The organism is Brevibacillus sp. TJ4, from assembly GCF_044627595.2.
Classification (GTDB): Bacteria; Bacillota; Bacilli; order Brevibacillales; family Brevibacillaceae; genus Brevibacillus.
The window spans coordinates 1,472,686-1,492,890 of record NZ_CP185865.1 but is presented as its reverse complement, the minus strand read 5'-3'; the positions used below and the strand labels follow the sequence as shown (position 1 = coordinate 1,492,890).

The following is a 20,205-nucleotide window of genomic DNA, read 5'->3' as shown; positions in this document are numbered from 1 at the left end:
CTAAATTTCCTTCCTTGTTTTCGGATTCAGCGCCGCATTGATCAGATCGGAAACGGTGTTGAACAGCACAAAGGCTGCCGCCAAGACCAGGACATACGCCTGAATGATCGGAAAGTCTCTGCCAAGAATTGCGTTAATGGTAAGCGTGCCTAAGCCGGGCCAGGCAAATATGTTTTCCACGACGACCGTACTTCCCAATATGATCGGGATGGCCATGCAGAAAACCGACACCGCCACCTGCATGGAATTTCGGATGATATGAAGCGTTATCGTTTTTTCCGGCAAACCGCACGCCCTGCCGTACAGCACGTAATCTTCATGCAAATTGCTCAACATGGAGCTTCTGACGATGCGAAAGTAAATGCCCGCATAACTGATCGTCATCACAACGACTGGCAGTACGTAGCTCTGATACGAATTCATTCCGCTCGTCGGCAGCCAATCGAGCTTGACGGAAAAGCACCAGATCAAAAGAGCAGCAAGCCAATAGGACGGCATGGAAGTCAGAAAAAACGAGACCCCTCTAATCGATCTGTCCAGCATGTTTCCTTCCCGCAGCGCGCAGATCACGCCCAGTGCAATTGACAAAGCGATAATTGCAATCACCGATACGAACGTCAGCTTTGCCGTATGGAGAAAAGCGGGACCGAGCATGGACCAGACCGGCTTTCCGGTGACGTACGAGCTGCCAAAATCGAGCTGCAGGCACGATCCGAGCCAGTCGAAATAGCGGATCAGAAACGGCCGATCCATTCCCAGTGCCGTCCTTGTTTCCGCGATCAACTCATCGGTTATTTGCGGCACTCCTTGCGCTTGCAGCACCACTTCAGCCGGGTCCAATGGCGCCAGATACTGAAAAGCAAATGTGATGAACGAAATGATCAACAGCAGAGGAATCGATAACAGCGATCGCTTGACGATAAACCTGCCCATACTCTTCTCCCTTTCCTGCTATTGAAAGTACAAATGCTCAAACGGCAATTCGTATTGCGTCTGCTTGAAGGAAATACCTTGCAATCCTGTCGGTGCCACGACGGTAATGTTTCCGTTGGTAATCGGGATAAACACGGCTTCGTCGTGGACGATCGTCAATATATCCGCATAGATTGCTTTGCGTCTCTCCTCGTTTGTGGACACCATCACTTCCTCGATTTTCTTGTGCAGCTCATCTGCCTGCGAAATTCCTTTCGTCGTGTGGTAGTACGAAGATTCGGAAGTAAAAGCGGCTATCGTGCTTTGCGGATCGTAGGCGAGCCCCCATGTTTGATTGAACAGCAAGTCATAGTCCCCTGTTGATCGCCTGTTCGCGATTGAAGACGTCTCTTCCCCGATCAGCTCCAGTTGAACGCCAATTTTTTTCAACGTGTTTTGGATCAACTCTGCCTGCGTTTTTTGCGAGGAGGACTGGACGTCGTAGTACAGCTTCATCGCTAACGGATTGCCTGCCTTTGTTCGCACTTCGCTGCCGTTTTCCTGGACCCAGCCCGCATCCTCCAACCGTTTTTTTGCCATGTCCAAATCGTAGTCTCGCTGCTTCAACGCGACATTGGCATACGGGATGTTGGAGGAAAAAAGGGTATGCGCTGGCGTTTCCGTACCATGAAAAATTTGCTTGCTGATCGTTTCCCTGTCAATCGAGTGCCAGATCGCCTCGCGAACAGCCCTTTCGCTGACGGGACTGTTTGCTTTGCTGCTGTTGGCCACAATCATTTTCGTGTTCACCGGCTCGCTTCTGACAACCTGGTAGTTCCCCGTATCAACCAGCTGATTCATGGCTTCCGTGTCAATACTGTCCGTTCCCCAGTCATCCGTAAAAACAAAATTTACTTCGCCTTTTTGCAGTGCCAAAAAAGTCGTTTCTCCTGCCGGGAGAACCTTGGCTACAATTTTCTTCACTTTTGGCGCTCCACCCCAGTACGTCTCGTTCGCCTCAAAAATAGCGTACTGTTCGGTTTTATGCTCAGTAAGTATGTATGGCCCTGTGCCGTTATAGCCGCTAATCCCGTCTTTTGTCTGCCCATCCATAAAATTGTTCGGCGAGACGAACACATACGGTCTGGTCATCGACAGTTCAACCAAGGTCGGGTAGTAGGGCTCCGACAGCACCAACTGAACCGTATGCTCGTCGATTACGTCGCAGCTTGCAATCTTGGTCGACAATTTGATCCAGGAGTGCTTGCTTGCATTGCTTTGCACGGCGTCAATATTTTTCTTCACCGCTTCCGCGTTAAACGCAGCTCCGTCATGGAAAGTGACGTTTTTCCGCAGGTGAAAAGTATACGTTTTTCCGTCATCGGAAATTTCCCAAGATTCAGCTAACAGTGGCTTGATTCCATCCGCCGTGTTCTCCACCAGCGACTCGTACACCATCCCTTGGGCCGGCATCGAGCCTGCATACAGATGGGGATTCATGTCGTTTATATCTCTTGGTATGGCGATGTTCAGTTCTTCGGCTTCGTTCACCTCGCCTCTTTTTACCGATTCTCCACCGCAGCCAGCCAGCAACGAGCTGAACACCAGGATCGCAGATAAAAAAACACCCATTCTTTTGGTCATGTCGCATCCTCCTACAGATGGCAGGTTCTATTCTTGTTTACAGCTTTGCATTACATCAAAGAGAGGTCTTAAATCGTAATTATTACGATTTAACTATCCAGATTATATCCTCGTTCGGCATCAGCGTCAACAATCGTTGTTCATTTTCTCGGACCTGGCATCTCGACATCGTTCGCACGTGCAGCAACCATGAAAAAAGACTCCTGCTGTGAAAACCAAAAGTTCGGTTAATGGGAAGAAAACAGAAATGGACATTTTATGTTAACCTATTATGTATAAATTGGCCGTGCAGAGGAGGTATGTAAAATTGAAAGAATTTTTGGGTACATTTTTTGCTTGCCTTGTTATTTGTTATGTCGCTACTTTTTTCTTTGCGGGTCTTCTTCTAAGTAACATTTGGGCTATTGCTACTCTCATTGCATTCTTTTTGTCCGTGTTTATTACCATTTTTATAAAACAGGAAACGAGAATTGAAGAATTGGAAAAGAAAGTCGAAACATTGATCAATAACAAGCAGGAGTAAGGATTGATGGGAGCCCGTCAGCTAAAAAGACAAAAAAAAAACGCTCAGATGAAACTGCTGAGCGTTTTTGCTTGCGCGTTTTATATTGTGTTCCTGTGAGAAATCCACGTTTTTTCTTACGCCTGCCTCAGTATGCTGATAATCGCTTCCATGTCCTCCGGCAACGGAGCTTCAAACTCCATTCTCTCCCCCGTCCGCGGATGCGTAAAGCCCAGCGTTTTCGCGTGCAAGGCTTGGCCATCCAGCTCCAGCGTGTTTTTCGGTCCGTACTTGGGATCGCCAGCCAACGGGTAGCCGACATACTTCATGTGGACGCGAATCTGGTGCGTTCTGCCCGTCTCCAGCTTCAATTCCACCAGCGTGAACTCCTTGAAGCGCTCCAGTACGACAAAATGCGTTACCGCCGGTTTGCTGTTTTCGAAGACAACCGCCATTTGCTGCCGGTTCTTGGGATCGCGGCCGATCGGGGCGTCAATCGTGCCCATTTCGTGGGGGATCACACCGTGCACAATCGCCACGTACTTGCGGTTGACGCTGTGCTCCTTCAACTGTTCAGCCAGACTGGCATGGGCCTTGTCGTTTTTGGCGACCATCAACAGACCCGACGTATCCTTGTCGATCCGGTGCACAATGCCCGGGCGCATGACGCCGTTGATGCCTGACAAATCCTTGCAGTGCGCCAGCAAGCCGTTCACCAGCGTACCGCTGTAGTTGCCGGGAGCGGGATGAACGACCAGGCCGCGCGGTTTGTTTACCACGACTACGTCGCTGTCTTCATAGACGATGTCAAGCGGCATCTCCTCCGGCGCGATCTCCAATTCCCGCAGGGGCGGCACGCGCAAGGTAAGCTCGTCCTCCGCCTGCAGCTTGTAGTTGCTTTTCACCGGCTCGCCGCCGACGGTGACACGCCCTTCCTTGATCCATGCCTGCACCTGGGAGCGCGACCATTCCTCGTTTTGTGACGAGATGAACTTGTCGATGCGCTCCCCTGCGTCCTCTGGCTCAATATTCCAGTCATATCGTTCAAAAAGCTGTGTATCGGTCATTTTTGTCTCCTTGGTAGGGTACTTGCGCTACGTATGATCCAACATTCGCGTCGCCATTATGCGGCTTTTTTTCGGGTTTCCAGCAGAGTGTCAATGAGCATAATGGCCACACCAAACGTAATTGCCATATCCGCAATATTGAAAATCGGGAAATTGATCAGCGTGAAGTCAAAAAAATCAACCACTTGTCCCGTCAAAAGGCGATCGATAAAGTTGCCGATGGCTCCCCCGAGTACGAGCGACAGCGCGAACGAAACGCGCGGCTGCGTCTTGCCGATGCGAGCGAGGGAGTAAATGATGCCGATTACGACAGCGATGGTAATGATGATAAAAAGCCAGCGCTGGTTTTGCAAAATCCCGAAAGCCGCTCCCATATTGCGGTGCGATGTCAGATGAAATACGTCGGCGATCAGCGGAATCGACTCCCCGATCTCCATATTTTTTACAACCAAATGCTTGCTCCACTGATCAAGCGCAACAATGACGACCGCAATCAGATAGTATAGCAATGGCACTTCCTCCTTTACCTGTCTTGACCAGTCTGTACATCCGATGTCAACAGCTTAGTTTACCACAAGAGAAAGGGGAAAACAAAATGCCCCCATCCTCTCCCCTGCGGTCTAGCTGAACAAGCGGCTTACTTTTCGGTACAAACGGTACCCTTTGCGCACGACATTCATCGTCCACAGCGGGATTTTCCAGCCGCGGTCTTTGAGAAACGGCAAGTACACCTTGTAATACGCTTTTCGCAGGTCCTGCCATTTGCGGTCCGGAATGTTTTTCAAATAATCCGAGACATCGATCAAATAGCCCCGCCCATGGTGCATCAGTACGTTTTTTCCGTGAACGTCATGGGGAAACAGCCCCTTTTGGCGAGCCACTGACAACGCCTCTTCCACATCCTCTATGACCTGCGGCGGAATGGGAATACCGTAGCGCACGCAATCAAACAGGGAAATGCCCTCGATGCGCTGGATCACCAGGTAGCCTTCTTTTGCCTGATAACAAGTAGGAAACCACGGGGTGTCTCCGAGTATCTCGTACACCTTTCTCTCTTCGCCCCAGCCTGGCCGGTCGGGCGCGTACAGCTTGAGCACCGCCTCGGGAAAGTCCGGGTGGGCAAATACTCCTGCATAGTTGCCGGTCCCCACGACTTCCCAAGGCTCGGGAACGTGGTGGACGACGACAGGATCGATCGGGGACTGGCTTTCGATTCGTACCTCGCGCAAAAACAGATCAATGACTTCCTGGTCAATGCCCATATTGTTCTCATCTCGATTTTCCTGGACTTCCTCTGATTCTAGCAAAATGGCATGAGAAAGAAAACCTCAAGCGGCTGCTCCTGCTCGCAGGCTCACGCTCATCTGAGGCAAAAAAAGGAGAACTGCCCGACACTCCGGCGAGTTCCCACAGCGTTACGCGTATATTTCCAGCATCCAGTCGTTGACAGCTTCCTTGATGTGTTCCAGTGCAGTCTGGCTCGCCGCCTCGCAGTAGATGCGCACCAGCGGCTCCGTACCGGATGGACGAATGAGAATCCAGTGTCCGCCTTCGAGCAACAGTTTTTTTCCGTCCAGCTCGTGGCTCTCCTTGACCGGATATGGACCGAACTGGCTGGGTGGAGCGGCCATCAGTTGGCTCAGTCTGTCCTGTTTGTGTGCGAGCGGCACATCGAGCCGCGTGTTAAACAAACGCCCGAATCGTCCGTGCACATCCTGAAGAATGTCGCCGATCGGCTTGCCCTCCCAAGCGCATAGTTCCGCCAGCAACAGGTTGATCAGCACACCGTCCTTCTCCGGGATATGTCCGAGAATACTCGCTCCTCCACTTTCCTCGCCGCCGATCAGCACATCGCCCTTTAGCATATGCGCGCCGATGTACTTGAAGCCAACCGGCGTCTCCACGACTTCCAGACCGTATTCAGCCGCAACCCGGTCGAGCAGATGCGTCGTTGCCACAGTTCGCACGATGCGCCCGGACAGTTTGCGGTTTTTCACCAGATGATAGGCAAGCAGGACGAGTACGTCGTTGGGCGGGATATACCTGCCCGTTTCGTCCACCAGGCCAAACCGGTCGGCATCCCCGTCGTTGGCCAGCCCCATCGAAGCCTGTCGCTGTACGACCTCCTGCTTGAGCAAAGCGAGATGCTTGTCAGTCGGCTCGGGAAGATTCCCGCCAAACGACGGGTCAAGCTGTTCCCGGATGCTCGCTGTCTGCACGCCCGCTTCCCGCAAAAGCCCGCTCACGTAGCCGATGCCTGCCCCATGCATGGCATCCACGACGACGTGCAAGGCAGAGTCCTTCAGTACATCCAGATTGACGAGCCGGCGCAAATGCGCTTCGTAGTGGGGGCGCAGGACGATGACCTGCATGCGTTTTGCCTCCTGTGCTTCCCGCAGCGAGCAGGTGAGCACCTCCCGTGATGCAGCGATTCGCTCGATCCATTTTTCCAGCCTGGCCGTAATTGCCGGTGTCGCCGGACCGGCGTAATCCGGGATGTACTTGATGCCGTTGTACTCAGGCGGGTTGTGGCTGGCTGTAATCATCACTGCTCCACTAGCGGCAAAATGCTTTACGCCGAATGCAACAGCAGGTGTAGGCGCTGCTTCATTGACCAGATAGGTAGTCAGTCCGTTCGCCGTCAATACCCGAACCACCTCTTCGGCAAAGCGCCTACCCAAAAAACGCGTATCATGGCCGACGAGAACCGGCTGTTCCGTCTGCCCGTTTTCTTTTGTATAGCTCGCGATCGCCTGCGCGACCAGGCGGACGTTTTCCATCGTAAAGCCATCGGCAACGATCGCCCGCCAACCGTCCGTACCGAATCGAATTCCGCTCATCCTTCCTTCCTCTCCTCCCGCGTCCGCAGCTCTTGTTCCTTTTCCAAATAACGCAGCACAGTCGCGACAAACGTAGCGTGCGACCAGGTCAGCGGCGCTACGGAGACAGGAGCGCCCGTAAACGGGTCAAGCTGTTCCGGCAATACACCGCTCTCCAGCGCGTGCCGCGCTACCCACAACAGCCGTTCCTTTGCCTCCTGCAATTCCGCTCGTCTCTTGGCGCGGACAATCTCCCAATCCGCGATCCACAAGGTGCAGATAATCCAGGGGTTGCCCGGGACACGGGCTGTGTCCTGCGTCTTTTGAAAGTAAAAGTCTCCCTGATAGCGAGCGACTCCCCCTACTGGTGTCTGCACCGCAAGACCGTGTTTGACCGCTTCCATCGTCTGAACCACACGCACATCATCGGGCGGCAGCACCCCAAACGCGAAGAGGGAAAACAGGCTGCTTTCGAGTGTGCTGTCTGGTTCCACCCGACCATCCGGCCGCAGGTATACCCCGCGCAAAAAACGGCCCAACTGCGGATCGTACAAATGCGCCAGCATCGCACTGCGGATCTGTTCCGCTCCTTCGTCGTAGCGTTGAAAGCGTCGTTCATCGCCAAAAAGCTGGGCGAATCGGGCTGCCGCCTTGAGTCCGGCAAATACGGTGGCACTCGTAAACGTAAAAATGCCGCGCCGCTCTTCCCACAAATCGTAGCTGGGCAACGGCAGCCCCAGCTTCGGTTCGAGGTAGCGGAGCAAAAATCGCGCTGCCGGACGGATCAGCGAAGCGTACAGCGCCTGGCAGTCCTCGATTTGCTTGCCGTTTTTGTATTGCTCCCACAAGGCGTGCAGGACGAGCGCCGTCTCGTCTTGTTGGATCGGGAGCTGCTTCTCGCCATTTACTATATGCGGGTGCCAGCTTGATCCGACAGAGCCATCCGGATTGTATTTGTGCTGCAAGTACCCTTCTTCGTTGAGCGCCTTCGCACAAAATTGAAAGAAAGGCTGTACAGACCCCGTATAGCCGGCGTTTGCCATCGCGCAGGCGATCAGCGCTCCGTCGCGTGGCCACACGTAGCTGTAGTGGTCACGATTAAACTGCAAAATATCCGAGTCGTTGGCAGCGAGAATCGCCCCGTGCTGGTCGATCTGCGTGCGAACCAACAGCAGACTCGTCTTGTACAGGGAGACGACCTCTTCCGGCAAATCGGCAAACTTCCGCTCCTCCTTGTTTACCCATTGCCTCCAGTAGACCGACACCCGGGACAAGAGCCTTTCCGGTCCGCTGTCGAGCACGTACTGGTTCAGCTTTTTGACCTCCGGGTAGGAATCGCCGACACACAGCCAATACGTGACCACCTGCTCCTCCTGCGGCCCCAGAATCACCCGCAGCGAGACTGTGCTGTCCACAGAACCCTGGGCGATCGGGTTGCCGGAGAGGAGCCCGTCCTCGGCGTCGCGCCACGTCCCTTCCGCATCGTGGAAGCGCTTGGTGCCCAGGCTGTACTGGTCGATCCCGCCGACCGGCGTCATGCCATTGACCATGATGTACATGTTGCGCTTGTAGTGATAGACGGTGTTGAGCTGCGGATCATAGACCACCGTATCCCCTACCTCGGTCTCGTTCAGGCTGAAGTCGTGATGGAAAAAGAGGCGCATTTCCCGCGTTTCGCTCGCCTGGTTGCGAATGTGTATCTTGCGCAAAAAGATAGGATCGCGCTGATGCATTCCATCGTTAAGCTGCATCGACACGAGCAGTCTTTCGTTTCTGACGTGGGCACTGGTGACCAGCGACTCCCGCTCATAGCCAAGCGTGCGCTCCCAATCATCTCCATGCAGCCAGGAAAACCTCCCTTGCACCCAGACTCCCAGCCTGCAATAGTGGCCGCCGATATGATTCAACTGTCCCACGTAGGGATAAAAGAGATCGCGCATGTGAAGCCTGTCGTCAAAATTAATCAGCATCTTCCCGTTCCCGACGACGAGCGGTCTTGGCATGCCTACACCTCGTTTCGCAGCTTCTTATTGGTACTCCGCAATTCTTTTGGCGTATGAGGACGCCAGCCTCGCTGCCGTCTTCGCTGTGGCGCCCTGGCTGATCACCTTGACGTGGGAATCCTCGTTGTCCGGCAAGATCAGGACCCATCCGTTCGCATCGTAGACCTTGATCCCGTCTACCAGCTCGAGCAGCTTGCCCTTGTTTTCCTCCAGCATTTTTCGCATTACTCTCCCTTTGGACGCCCACGGGCAGAAGACGATCTGCTTTTCCATATAGCAGACCGGCAAATTTTGCAAAAGCTCGTCGAGTGACTTCTTGCGCGTCGCCATAAACGAAAGAATTTGCATCAGGCTGTACACGGCGTCGTGAAACGGATGAAAGTCTGCCGTCGCCGCTACCTCCATCATCGCCCGGGGCGTGACCTTGGTGCGCACCACCTCGATTTGAAAAAGCTGGGCGAGCCGTTCCAGCTCGACTGGCGCACTGACGGGCAAGCCGATACGCGGATGCTGACTGCTGCAGGCCATCAGCTGAATCGCCATCAATTGCTCCGGGCTGAGCGGCTCTCCCGTCGCCGAAAGCAGGCGAAGCTGTTCGCCGTCCTTGCTGATCTGAACTGCGAAATCTGCCCCTTGGCTCCCCTCTTCGACCGCGCCGTACCGAGCACGGATTCCCAGGGCATCGAACAAGGGAGAGAGAAAGCCGGGGAAAAAGCGCGTATCGGTCTCGATCTGCAATACGTATTGCCTGCTGCGAATCGCCTCTGTGTCGATCGCACTCATCACGCCGCGCAAGTACGCCTCCTGCAGCGGATACCCGACATCCAGTTGCCCGAGCCGTTCCAGGTTGCGTGCATACGTCTTGAGCAAAAAGGCATTTTCAATTTGCCGCTCCATGTCGCGGGCGACAGGCAAGCCTTGGCGATCGACAAACTGGATAACGATTCGCTTCTCCTCCGGCTGCTCTTGTGGCTCGGTCATGTACAGGTAGATGCCGCCTTCTCCTTGCAGGCTTCGCACGCCGAAGCGAAGCGAGGGAGCAGTCCCCACCCCGAGGTCAATCGTATCGATCCCGGAAGAGCACAAGCTGGTCATCATGCTGTGCTTGAGCAGTTGGGCAAACGGATGAGAGCAGGCGCACAGCGCGATTCGACTGCCGGCAGGAAGCACATATGCGTACGCCGCCGCTAGCCTGGACACGAACTCAGGAGTAATGTCCACGTTACCAATCCCGCGGATGCCGTAGCTGCCAAACAAGTTTTTGCCTTGCCGAACAGGGTAGATCAGCGACTCCGTGACGGTAGCACTCTCGGCAATTTCTTTGTCCGGCCAGATTTTCACACCCGTTTTTACGACGGCGTTGGAGCCGATGCAGCAGTTGTCCCCGACCACTGTCGCCTCGTCAAGCACTACCGAGGAACCGATCCAGTTGTTGCGGCAAATCGTCGCGCCCGTAATTTCCGCTTTTTTGCCGATCACCGTGTTTTCCCAGACGATCGCCCGGGAAAGCGCACTGCCGGCTGCGATCGTCGCATTTTGCCCCAAAACGGTGTAGGGACCGACGCTGACACCTGGCTGCAGATGCACCTGTTCCCCGATGTAGAGCGGGCCCTGGAGACGCACGGATGAATCGATCCGCACATTCGGCTCCATAAAGATGCGCGGAGCGACCTCTTCAGCCTTGATCGGCAGGTCGACCTTGCCGTCCAGCAAATCGACCTGCGCCTGCCGATACACTTCCAGCGAGCCGATGTCCGACCAGTAGCCTTTGGCGACGTAGCCGTACAGTGGCTTTTGCTCCTGCAATAAGCGGGGAAACACTTCCTTGCTGAAATCGACTTCCCGCTTGCTGGCAATATGCGAAAGGACGTCGGGCTCGCAGACGTAGATACCTGTATTCACCGTGTCGCTGAACACCTCTGCCCACGCCGGTTTTTCCAAAAAGCGGGTGATTTTGCCGTTCTCATCTGTCATTACCACGCCAAATTCCAATGGCGCCTCCACCTGGGTCAAGACGAGTGTCGCCAGCGCCGCCTTTGCTTCGTGAAAGCGAACTGCCGCCGACAGATCGACATCGGTCAGCGTATCCCCGCTGATCACGACAAAGCGCTCGTCGAGGAAATCCGCGCAATTTTTCACGCTTCCTGCCGTCCCCAGTGGCGTCGTCTCTTCAAAGTAGACTATCGAAACGCCGTAGCGGGAGCCGTCGCCAATCGTGTTGCGGACCGCATCGGGCATGTACTGCAGGGTGACTGCGATCTCTGTGATGCCGTGCCGCTTCAACAGCTCGATCGTATACTCCATGCAAGGCCGATTGAGCAAAGGAACCAACGGCTTTGGCGTATTTGTCGTCAACGGACGCAAACGGGTGCCTTTTCCACCAGCCATGATGACTGCCTTCATCTTTCGCTTCCTCCTTTATACTGGAAATCCCGCATCGAGCGTATCTTCCGCCGGGTTGCTTGCACACGGTTGCGCAGCGCACACAGTCGCTCCTTTAGACTCAAAGCTGTACAACTGTGCCGTTTGCTGCGCCAAATGTGCCCAATTGTAGGTGCGCCGCACGTCTTCCTTTGCGACCGTCGCCATGTGTGCCCGCATCTGTGGTTGATGCAACAGCCAGCGCACTTGATTTACAAGCGATTGGACATCTCCGGCATAGATCGTCATCCCGTTTTCCTGATGACGGACAATCTCGCGCAGACCTCCTGTATCGGCAACCACGAGTGGTGTTCCATAGGACATCGCCTCCAAAGCGACGATGCCGAATGGTTCGTACAGGCTGGGAAAAACCGCTATATCTGCAATTCGAAACAGCATATTCCTTTGCCAATCCTCCACAAATCCGAGAAAGCGGACGTGCTGGGCGATCCCCAGCCGCTCCGACAGTTGCTCCAGCTCGCCGCGCATCGGTCCTTTCCCCGCGATGACGAGTGTAAGCCCGGGAAACTCCCCGACCAGCTCCGGGAGCGCCTCCAGCAGCACATGGCACCCTTTTTCCCGGACCAGCCGGCCGACGAAAAAGAGCAAGGGACCGCTTCCCTGGCACAGCTCCTGCCGCCACACTCTCGCCTTGTCGCACCAGGCTTCGCTCGGTTCGTCCGGCAGCTCCACGCCGTTGTAGATCAGATGCAGCTTTTCGCCGCTAGCCGCAAACAGCCGCTGTACTTCTTCGCGCATGTACTGGCTACACACAATCACGCGGTCGGAGCGATGAACAAGCAACTCCTCGCATTCGTGAATACGCTGCTGCAAGACGGTGTGGATACCTTGATTGCGTCCGTGCTCCGTCGCATGGACGGTGGTCACCAGCGGTCTGGACCACCTCTCGCGAAGCTCCATGCCCGCCCAGCCGACGAGCCAGTCATGGGCGTGGATCACGTTCGGTCGCAGTCCGTTGCGGTACAAGTGCTGTGCTTCATCGACCATGGCCAGGTTCAACTGGAATACCCAATGCAAAAAATCCTCCTTCTCCAAAGCGAGATACGGTCTAACCCGATGGACGTGAATCCCTTCTACGATGTCTTTGCCTACCCGCGAGCCGGATGCCGCTGTCAGCACATGCACCTCCTGGCCAAGGCGCACCAGATGACGCGCCAAATCGTATACCGCCTTGCCCAGACCGCCGATGACGTCAGGAGGAAATTCCCAACTGAGCATCAGCACACGGGCGTTGCTGCGCGGCTCCATGCCGACCGCGACCAGTTGTTGCGACACGTTCACTCTATGCGCTGCCGCAGGCAAATAGTACCTCTCGGAAAGCGCGGGAAAAAGCGGATATGCGGCTTCGTACGCGGCAATTTTCGCCTCATCCGGCTGCCCCTGTCTGAGCATGTCTGCCAGCTCGCGAAACCGTACGAGGTGGTCGTGCACGCGCCGTACCGCATACTCCACGACCGTCTGCCCATCCATGATAAACGCCCAGTCGCTGCTTTGCGCCAACAACAGCTCGCGGGCTGCCTGCCTGAGGGCACGGTTCAAGAGAGCAGGCTGCTCGGCATCGCCGACTGCCATCTTCCGAACATGGGCACTTGTCACTTCGATCATCTCGCGCTCCGCCTGGTGCAGATGCCGGTATATCCAGCCATTGTGCTCATTTAGCCAGACTTCGGCATAGCCGTTTCTCCCCCAGGAGGACATCGGCAGGCGGGCGCGGTCGTTTTCCTGATACAAATCCAGATAATCGGAAGGGGTGACCAATTGGATGCGGGTGGAATCACACGCTGTCTTACGCAGAAGGAAATCGAGGAATTGGGGTCCTTCATACCACCAGTGTCCAAACAGCTCGGCATCGTACGTAGCCACGATCAGCGGCTTGCGGTCGAGCCAGGAAGAAGCCTCCTCCACCTGCTGCTCGCGCTGGTGGAGAAAGTGTCCGGCATGCTCCGCCGCCTTCTCTTTGGCACGCTCGGGCTGATACCACTCCTTGTACGAGTCAGGCCCGGTGATCCGGTGGTATTTCAACCCCGTATGTACGCGCAGCCCGGTCGGGTGAATATACGGGTGGATGTATTCGATGTCCCGGTCGAAGCCAATGTCGCGGTAATATTCCCGGTAGTCGTAATCGCCCGGATAGCCGTCAAACGAACTCCACACCTGCCGGGAAGCCGCCTCGTCGCGGGCGAAGGCTGCAGCACCGTGCGGGGTCAGAAGCGGCGCATACAAACCTCTCCTCGGCTCGGGCGTGGCATGCTGTATCGTGTGGCTGTCGACGAAAAAGTAGCGAAGTCCGGCCTCGACGAGCAACCGATCCAGTCCAGGGGTATAGCCGCACTCCGGAAGCCAAATCCCTTCCGGCCGCCTCCCCAGGATGCGCTCGTGCGTGTCGATGCCGATGTTGATCTGGGCGCGTATCGCCTCTTCTGTCTCGACCAGCGGGAGAAACGCGTGCGTCGCCGCGCAGGTGATCAGTTCCACGCAGCCGCTGTCCTGCAAGCGCTGCAAGGCGCGAACGAGCTGGTAATCTACCCTGCGGCAATAGCTGGCGATTTCGCGAAACCGCTCCAGATACATCTTCGCCAAACGCTGTTCCTGCGGCTGGTTCTCCGTCCGCTTGATCTCCCGTCCAGCCAGCTCCACGCTTTTGGCCAGATGGGCGTAAAATCTCGACTGGATCAGCCCGTCGTCGAGCATCGAGAGCAGGGTCGGCGATACGGCGAGAGTCAAGCGGTACGGGATGCCGTCCGCGAGCAGTTTTTCACACATCAGCATCAGAGGGATGTACGATTCCAGCATCGCCTCATACACCCAGCGCTCCTCCAGACGATCTGCTCGATCGGCATGGCGCACATAGGGCAGATGGGCGTGCAGGACCAAAGAGAAGTAACCGTCTGCCACCGACATCACCTCCGCATGTATGTAGATTCAAACGCAACCTCCTGCTTCTCGCTTACGATTTGCAGTAGAGGGAATACGAGGAGAAATTTTCAAACCACGCAGGTCTGGCCGGATCGGTCACAGGCTCGATCAGCGGTTCGCCCCACACGGCTTTTGTATTGCGCGGCGTGACGACAGGCTCTGAGCGCAGTATCGGACAAAATTGATCTTTGTCAAACAGGCCGAAGTCGGCGATATAGGTACGGTTTGCTTCCATGCCGTAGACGTACCAGCTCGTCGCATCATCCAAGACCCGGACATCGCGATAGCTGTGCGCGTTGTGCCCGTCAAACAACCGGTCGGTTACGTCGTACAGTCGCAGCCCTTTTTGGATCTGCCGGTAATCGCTTTGCAAATAGGAGGCGACCATCCTCATCCGCGGCCAGGTGATTTCCCAGTAGGCAAACAACACCGTCGGACCCTGTACCATCAATTTGAGACAATCTCCCCCGTAAAACGATGGCAAACGCCATTGCTGGTCCGGATCGGATTGCGTACTTTGCTGGGATTCGTACATGCCCGCTTTCTCGCGTACAGATGATTCTTCCTTTTTTAACCAGCACTCGACCTGCCCCACAGTCAGTCCGCACTCTTTGGCTATTTGCGCGGTTGGGACGGCTTGTGAACGAAGGTGATGGATTTTTTCCAGCATACTAACGCTCGCTCCTCTCCAGGTATTCGTTGCCGCATCCTGGTTACGTGCGGCTATCTTTCTTTCGCAACAATGCCATCATAGCCAAAGTGTCCAGGAAAAACTGTCGAACGATGGTTTCGCTTCGCTTGTTCTTTTGTCGATATGCAATCTTGTTTTCGTCAAGACCAAACAAAAGTCGTCGGCATCATTTGGAAATCGCTTACATGCTGTAGACATGTGCCCTTCTTTTCAGGAAAGCGTTTTTCCGTGGTCTGAAACAAATCTTTTCCCAAACAATTTATGAGCAAAGAAAAAAACCAATGCTAAAAAAAGCATTGGTCAGCAGTCGAAATATTGGCGGTAGTGGCGAGATGCCTGTTTGTGCGGATTGCGGTTTATCGCCGTTTGGTAATTCGTCCCATCCCGCCTACTTTGGTGCGGGGAGGTGATTTTTTCGGGGGCGAAAAGGCAGGTGAGCTTTTTTGCGACGTAACACCGCCACCTGAGGAGTTTCGGGTGATCGTACCGGTCGATGTACTCGAGCTCGGTGTATCACTACGCTTGAAAATGCTGCCGCCGGAGCCGACACTCCCGCTGCCGTCCACGCTTTTGTCGCTCCGCTTGAAGATACTCCCCGTGCCTTCCTTTGTCGTCGGCGGCGCCGGACTGCTCGGTGTGCTGTAGGTCCCTTTCGGCTCGTAGACGTCCTTGCTGGAATAGCCGCGATAGCTGCCGCCGCTCCCGCTCAGTCCGTCGAGAACATCCTCCAGTACGGATGCGATAAAGTAGGCTTCCAAAAACGAAATGTCGTAATTGTTTTTGACGAAAGCCTCACTGTCCACCTGAACCAATGTGTCCGTCGGCTTCGCCTGATCCTGCTGCAAATGGTACCAGGCATCGCTGTAGACGAGAAACATGTTCTGCGGATCTTCCGGAGATATCTCGTCCGGTTTTTTTATCGCTACCAGCTCTTCAGCCACTTCCGGAACCGTCTTGTTTTCCGCACGGTAGACGTAGGAAGTCTGGCTGCCATCCGCATTGTTGACGGATTCCAACGCGTATACTTCGCCTACGTCCGGGGCTTTGCCACCTGCTCCGGCCATCGCCAGCAGAAAGATCGCCGGAATCAGCAACACCTTGATTCGGTTCATCCAATGATGCGGCATATGCCCTCCCCCCTAGCTTCCACGCAAGACCTGCACATCTGCGGGCAAAACATGTTCTCCCTCGTAGAGCATGAAGCGCCCGTCCTGCCACTCGATCCGCAGCAGCTGGCGCTGATCGGACTGGAATTGCCAGATGTACTGCTCGCCGGAATTGGCAAACGGCGTCTTGCCTACCGTACTGATGCGGCCGGAGTACTGCTCTTCGAGATGGTACGTGACATCCTCCATCTCGATTGTCGTCGGCACCTCGTCCACTGCATCCAGACGGCCGTCGATCATCTGGTACAGATGGTACACTGTGCGTTCGCGCTCTTCCACGTACAGATAACGGATTTGTCTGCCGTCCTGCAGCGTGAGCATCATCGCATTTCGGCCGGCGTTGAACGCTTTTCCCGTCACCTGGTAGGTCACCAGCGACACTTCCATGACGTCACCCGGCGCGATCGTCATAATGCTTTTCTCCGGCGCTGGCGGCTCATGCTTGGCAAAAATATTTTGAATTCGTTTGAACAAGCTCATGGCTGAACTCCTTTCCGGCTCTGATCAAAGGCAGGCTGCCAAAATCATCGCTCCGATGACGTGGAAGGAACCGGCCAGCAGCGCATGTGTCACCTTTCCCTGATGTGTGCCCTCTTCCAGATTGAGGCCTGCCAGCAAGCGGAATACCCATTCCACCACTCTTTCCAGGACAAATAAAATGACAAATGAGATCACCGAAACGAGAAGAGCGATATGCAGGTCATTCGAATGATTGATCGACTGGGCAAGAATATACCCTTGGGCAAACAGCTTCATCAGGAAGCGAACCGTCACAGCCATATTGCCGTTTTTCATTTCCGTCAAATCCTTGTACTTCGTAAACAAGGAATCGATCCACATCAAGACAAACAACAAGACCGCACCGGCCCCGGTCCAGACCAGCATTGCGAGAACTTCTCTCCATTCCAAACAAGATCGCCTCCGTACTTGTCACATTCATAGAATCCGGATTTGCGCACGACCACCGCACCGCGTGAACCATAACGCAAACCCGACAGTCGGCAAAAAAAAGGGACCGCTTGCGCAGCGGTTTACCCTTCGTATTTTTTCAGCAATGCTGCCAGCTCGTCTTCCACTTGCTGGTCCTTGCTCAGCTTGGCAATTTCCTCATCGAGCGACGATTCCTTCTTGTACAGCTCGCCGCTTGCTTCCGCTTCCGCCTCGAGCTGCAGCGCTTTTTCTTCCATGCGCTTGAGACCGGACATCGCAGAGCTGGAATCGAAACCGGACATCGACTGGTTGATCGACTTTTGCGCTTTTGCGGCATTGACGCGTGCCACCAGTGTCTCGCGCTTGTTTTTCAGCTCGGTAATCTGCTTTTTCATCTCAACCAGCTTCTCGCGCAAGGCGTCGGCGCTAGCCTTGTTTTTCTCGTAGCTGGCCTTGTACTCCGCCGCTTTCTGCTCGGCTGCTTTCTTCTCTTCCAAAGCACGGCGGGCGAGGTCGATATTTTTCGCCTGAGCGGCGATATGCGCTTGTTCATCGCGCTTTTTCACCAATTCTTCCTGTTCTTCATACAGCACCTTGAATTTCTTTTCCAGGGCGATTTGCGCAGCGACAGCCTTTTCTGCCTCTGCCAGGTCTTCCTGCATGTCGCGCAGGTATTGGTCGGTCATTTTGATCGGGTCTTCCGCTTTCTCAATCAGAGCGTACAGGTTGGACATGGTCAGGTCGCGAAGTCTTTTGAAAATGGACATAACGATTTCCTCCTTAACGGGTTCGGGAAGTACGGCCTGCGCCGCCATCTCATTACTATGTGTTACGCTGTTCAGCTAGTGAAGTTTCATTTTTCACGCGATATTATTTTCCCTTTCTTTTCCTGCTCATCCCAGACCAGATAGGCGTCGAAACGCTCTTTTCCTTTTTGGAAGCCTTTGATCAGATTGCTTTTGCCCGTCTCCATCAGCTTTTTGACGTTGGTCGGGGTAATTTTTTTGCCCATGATCGTCTTGGACACGGTGACGGAGCAGTTGCTTTTCTTGTAATTCGAACAGCCGTAGAAATCTCCTTTGTCTACCAGATCGCCCTGGCAAACGCGGCAGACTGCCACCTTCTTGCCCAACGTAAACCTGGAAGCCTGCTTGGGCATAGACTCCACCTCGTACGCGGATAGCTGCCAGTGCCGGGATTGCTCCACTGCATCGGTCACGATCTTGTGTGAAAGTTTGCGCACCTGCTCCATGAATGTTTCGGCTGACGCTTCTCCCTGTCCGATCTGGGCCAGACGCTGCTCCCAGCGGGCGGTCATCTCCGGCGAGGCGAGAATTTTATCGCCGATCACATCGATCAGAAGCATTCCTTTTGGCGTGGCGAACACCTGGTTTTTGCGTATCTCCATGTACTTGCGCTGCTTGAGCATGGCGATAATCCCGGCTCTCGTCGCCTCTGTCCCCAGCCCTTCTGTACGCGACAGCACTTTTTCCAGCTCTTCGTCCTCCAGATGCTTGCCAGCGGTCTTCATCACGGTAATCAGATCGCCCTCGGTGTAGCGCTTGGGCGGCTGGGTCTTGCTTTCCTTGACCGTCGCTTTCTTCACCTTGCCCGTTTCCCCGCTAGCCAGCGGAGGCAAGATCGCGTCCTTGTCGTCCTTGTCGTCAAACATCACGTCGCGCCATCCAGCTCGCACCTGCACCTTGCCTTTGCTGAGAAAAGTAGCGCGGTCCTCCACCAGTGTTTGGACGGTCGTGTAGTCGTACAAGGCGCTCTCGTGGTGGGCAGCAATCAGCCGGCGTGCGACCAAATCGTAGATGTGCTGCTCTTCCTTGGACAGGCGGGAAAACGTCGGCACCTGCTCTGTCGGGATGATCGCGTAGTGGTCGGTCACTTTCTTCGCATTGACGAATCGGCGATCGTGAGCAATCGAGCTTTTGGGCAGCGGAAAATAGGACTGGAACTCGGACTGGCGGGACAGTTTCGCCAAAATATCGGGAAAGCTTTTCGCCTCTTCTGCGGTGACAAAAGAAGAATCCGAGCGCGGATAGGAGAGCAGTCCTTTGACGTAGAGTTTCTGGGCGATGTCCAGCGTCTTCTGCGGCGAGTATTTGTACATCTTGTTGGCAGTCGCCTGCAGCGAAGAGAGGTTGAACAGGTACGGCGGCAAAAACTCCTTGCGCTCCGTCTGCACGTCCGCGACCTTCGCAGGCTTGTCCTGGCAAAAAGCAGCAATGCGCGCCGCCAGCTCAGGGTCTTTGATGCGGGACTCCCCGTCCTTGTGCCACGTTCCTTCGTAGCGCTTTTTCTCCACCTCGAAGCTGGCTTTCACTTCCCAAAACGGCTCGGGCTTGAAAGCGGCGATCTCCTTCTCCCGCTTGACGACCAGCGCCAAGGTAGGCGTCTGTACCCGACCGGCGGAAAAGACGTCCTGGATGCCCTTTTGCTTGAGCAAAAGCGTGTAGACGCGGGACGCATTCATCCCCACCAGCCAGTCTGCACAAGCCCGGCTGTACGCCTCCTGGTACAGATTGCGCGTCTCGGACTCTGCCAAAAGGCTGGAAAAACCGGCCATGACCGCCTTCTCGGTAAGCGATGAAATCCACAGCCGCTTCATCGGTTTTTTCACGCCGCACAGCGCGATAATCGTGCGGACGATCAGCTCCCCTTCACGCCCGGCGTCACCCGCGTGGATGATTTCCGTGATGTCCTGGCGACGCAGCAGTTGTTTGATGATGCCAAACTGCTTCGCTTTGGAGCGCATCACCTGATGGCGAAACGAGTCAGGAATGATCGGCAGCGATTCGACCGACCATTTTTTCCAGGCAGGATTGTATGCCTCTGGCGGGACCAGCTCGCATACGTGCCCGACCGCCCAGGTGAAATACGCTCCGCGGGGAAAGATGGAATTGGGCTTTACCTCCAGGTATCCTTGTTGTTTCCGGTACGAAAACGGACTGGCCAGCTTTAGTGCCTGATCCGGTTTTTCTGCGATTACGACTTTCATTGACGAGTATTCTCCCTGTTTAAAAACATTCGTTCCCTTCATTATTTTACTACAAATCGGCAAAGAAAGCCTGGCAACGGAAGACGGCAGTTGGCAAGAAAAAACC

16 protein-coding genes are annotated in these 20,205 nt (G+C 54.9%); 1 reads left to right on the top strand and 15 read right to left on the bottom strand.

All coding sequences use genetic code 11. The annotated features are described in order from the left end of the window. Together opp1B and cntA are read right to left on the bottom strand one after the other, a co-directional pair. On the bottom strand, positions 1-933 hold the full coding sequence (gene opp1B / locus ACAF76_RS07135; protein ID WP_400163239.1) for a nickel/cobalt ABC transporter permease: 933 nt from the start codon (positions 931-933) through the stop codon (positions 1-3). Positions 934-951: 18 nt separating this feature from the next. Then, entirely contained in the window at positions 952-2,556 is a 1,605-nt protein-coding gene (gene cntA / locus ACAF76_RS07130) for a staphylopine-dependent metal ABC transporter substrate-binding lipoprotein (RefSeq protein WP_400163238.1), read from the bottom strand. Between the two features lie 307 nt (positions 2,557-2,863). On the opposite strand from cntA, the gene ACAF76_RS07125 reads away from it, so the two are divergent. Beyond that, entirely contained in the window at positions 2,864-3,079 is a 216-nt protein-coding gene (locus ACAF76_RS07125; protein WP_400163237.1) for a hypothetical protein, read from the top strand. Positions 3,080-3,195: 116 nt separating this feature from the next. Here the strand turns inward: ACAF76_RS07125 and ACAF76_RS07120 are convergent, their stop codons facing one another. The 13 genes from ACAF76_RS07120 to ACAF76_RS07060 form a co-directional block, all read right to left on the bottom strand. Continuing rightward, positions 3,196-4,125: an RluA family pseudouridine synthase gene (locus tag ACAF76_RS07120; RefSeq protein WP_400163236.1), complete on the bottom strand. Its 930-nt coding sequence runs from the start codon at positions 4,123-4,125 to the stop codon at positions 3,196-3,198. A 56-nt stretch (positions 4,126-4,181) separates the two neighbouring features. Beyond that, on the bottom strand, positions 4,182-4,634 hold the full coding sequence (lspA, locus tag ACAF76_RS07115; protein ID WP_400163235.1) for a signal peptidase II: 453 nt from the start codon (positions 4,632-4,634) through the stop codon (positions 4,182-4,184). Between the two features lie 111 nt (positions 4,635-4,745). Beyond that, positions 4,746-5,387 carry a serine/threonine protein kinase gene (locus ACAF76_RS07110; protein WP_400163234.1) on the bottom strand — a complete coding sequence of 214 codons (642 nt, stop codon included), beginning with the start codon at positions 5,385-5,387 and terminating at the stop codon, positions 4,746-4,748. Positions 5,388-5,540: 153 nt separating this feature from the next. Beyond that, positions 5,541-6,965 (bottom strand): phosphoglucomutase/phosphomannomutase family protein, encoded by a 1,425-nt coding sequence (locus tag ACAF76_RS07105; RefSeq protein WP_400163233.1) that lies wholly within the window; start codon positions 6,963-6,965, stop codon positions 5,541-5,543. Continuing rightward, entirely contained in the window at positions 6,962-8,947 is a 1,986-nt protein-coding gene (locus ACAF76_RS07100; protein ID WP_400163232.1) for a glycoside hydrolase family 15 protein, read from the bottom strand. Before ACAF76_RS07100 ends, ACAF76_RS07105 begins: the two co-directional genes overlap by 4 nt. 24 nt (positions 8,948-8,971) lie before the next feature. Beyond that, positions 8,972-11,350 (bottom strand): sugar phosphate nucleotidyltransferase, encoded by a 2,379-nt coding sequence (locus ACAF76_RS07095; RefSeq protein WP_400163231.1) that lies wholly within the window; start codon positions 11,348-11,350, stop codon positions 8,972-8,974. A 15-nt stretch (positions 11,351-11,365) separates the two neighbouring features. After that, positions 11,366-14,284, bottom strand: coding sequence for a 1,4-alpha-glucan branching protein domain-containing protein (locus ACAF76_RS07090; protein WP_400163229.1), 2,919 nt, complete (start codon positions 14,282-14,284; stop codon positions 11,366-11,368). Between the two features lie 52 nt (positions 14,285-14,336). Then, on the bottom strand, positions 14,337-14,975 hold the full coding sequence (locus tag ACAF76_RS07085; RefSeq protein ID WP_400163228.1) for a DUF4912 domain-containing protein: 639 nt from the start codon (positions 14,973-14,975) through the stop codon (positions 14,337-14,339). Between the two features lie 377 nt (positions 14,976-15,352). Further along, on the bottom strand, positions 15,353-16,123 hold the full coding sequence (locus ACAF76_RS07080; protein WP_400163227.1) for a DUF4247 domain-containing protein: 771 nt from the start codon (positions 16,121-16,123) through the stop codon (positions 15,353-15,355). A gap of 12 nt (positions 16,124-16,135) precedes the next feature. Next, positions 16,136-16,642 carry a DUF4178 domain-containing protein gene (locus ACAF76_RS07075; protein WP_400163226.1) on the bottom strand — a complete coding sequence of 169 codons (507 nt, stop codon included), beginning with the start codon at positions 16,640-16,642 and terminating at the stop codon, positions 16,136-16,138. Between the two features lie 24 nt (positions 16,643-16,666). After that, positions 16,667-17,071: a DUF350 domain-containing protein gene (locus tag ACAF76_RS07070; protein ID WP_400163225.1), complete on the bottom strand. Its 405-nt coding sequence runs from the start codon at positions 17,069-17,071 to the stop codon at positions 16,667-16,669. Positions 17,072-17,193: 122 nt separating this feature from the next. Continuing rightward, positions 17,194-17,859: a PspA/IM30 family protein gene (locus ACAF76_RS07065; RefSeq protein ID WP_400163224.1), complete on the bottom strand. Its 666-nt coding sequence runs from the start codon at positions 17,857-17,859 to the stop codon at positions 17,194-17,196. Positions 17,860-17,945: 86 nt separating this feature from the next. Beyond that, positions 17,946-20,099 carry a DNA topoisomerase III gene (locus ACAF76_RS07060; protein ID WP_400163223.1) on the bottom strand — a complete coding sequence of 718 codons (2,154 nt, stop codon included), beginning with the start codon at positions 20,097-20,099 and terminating at the stop codon, positions 17,946-17,948. Positions 20,100-20,205: the final 106 nt, after the last annotated feature.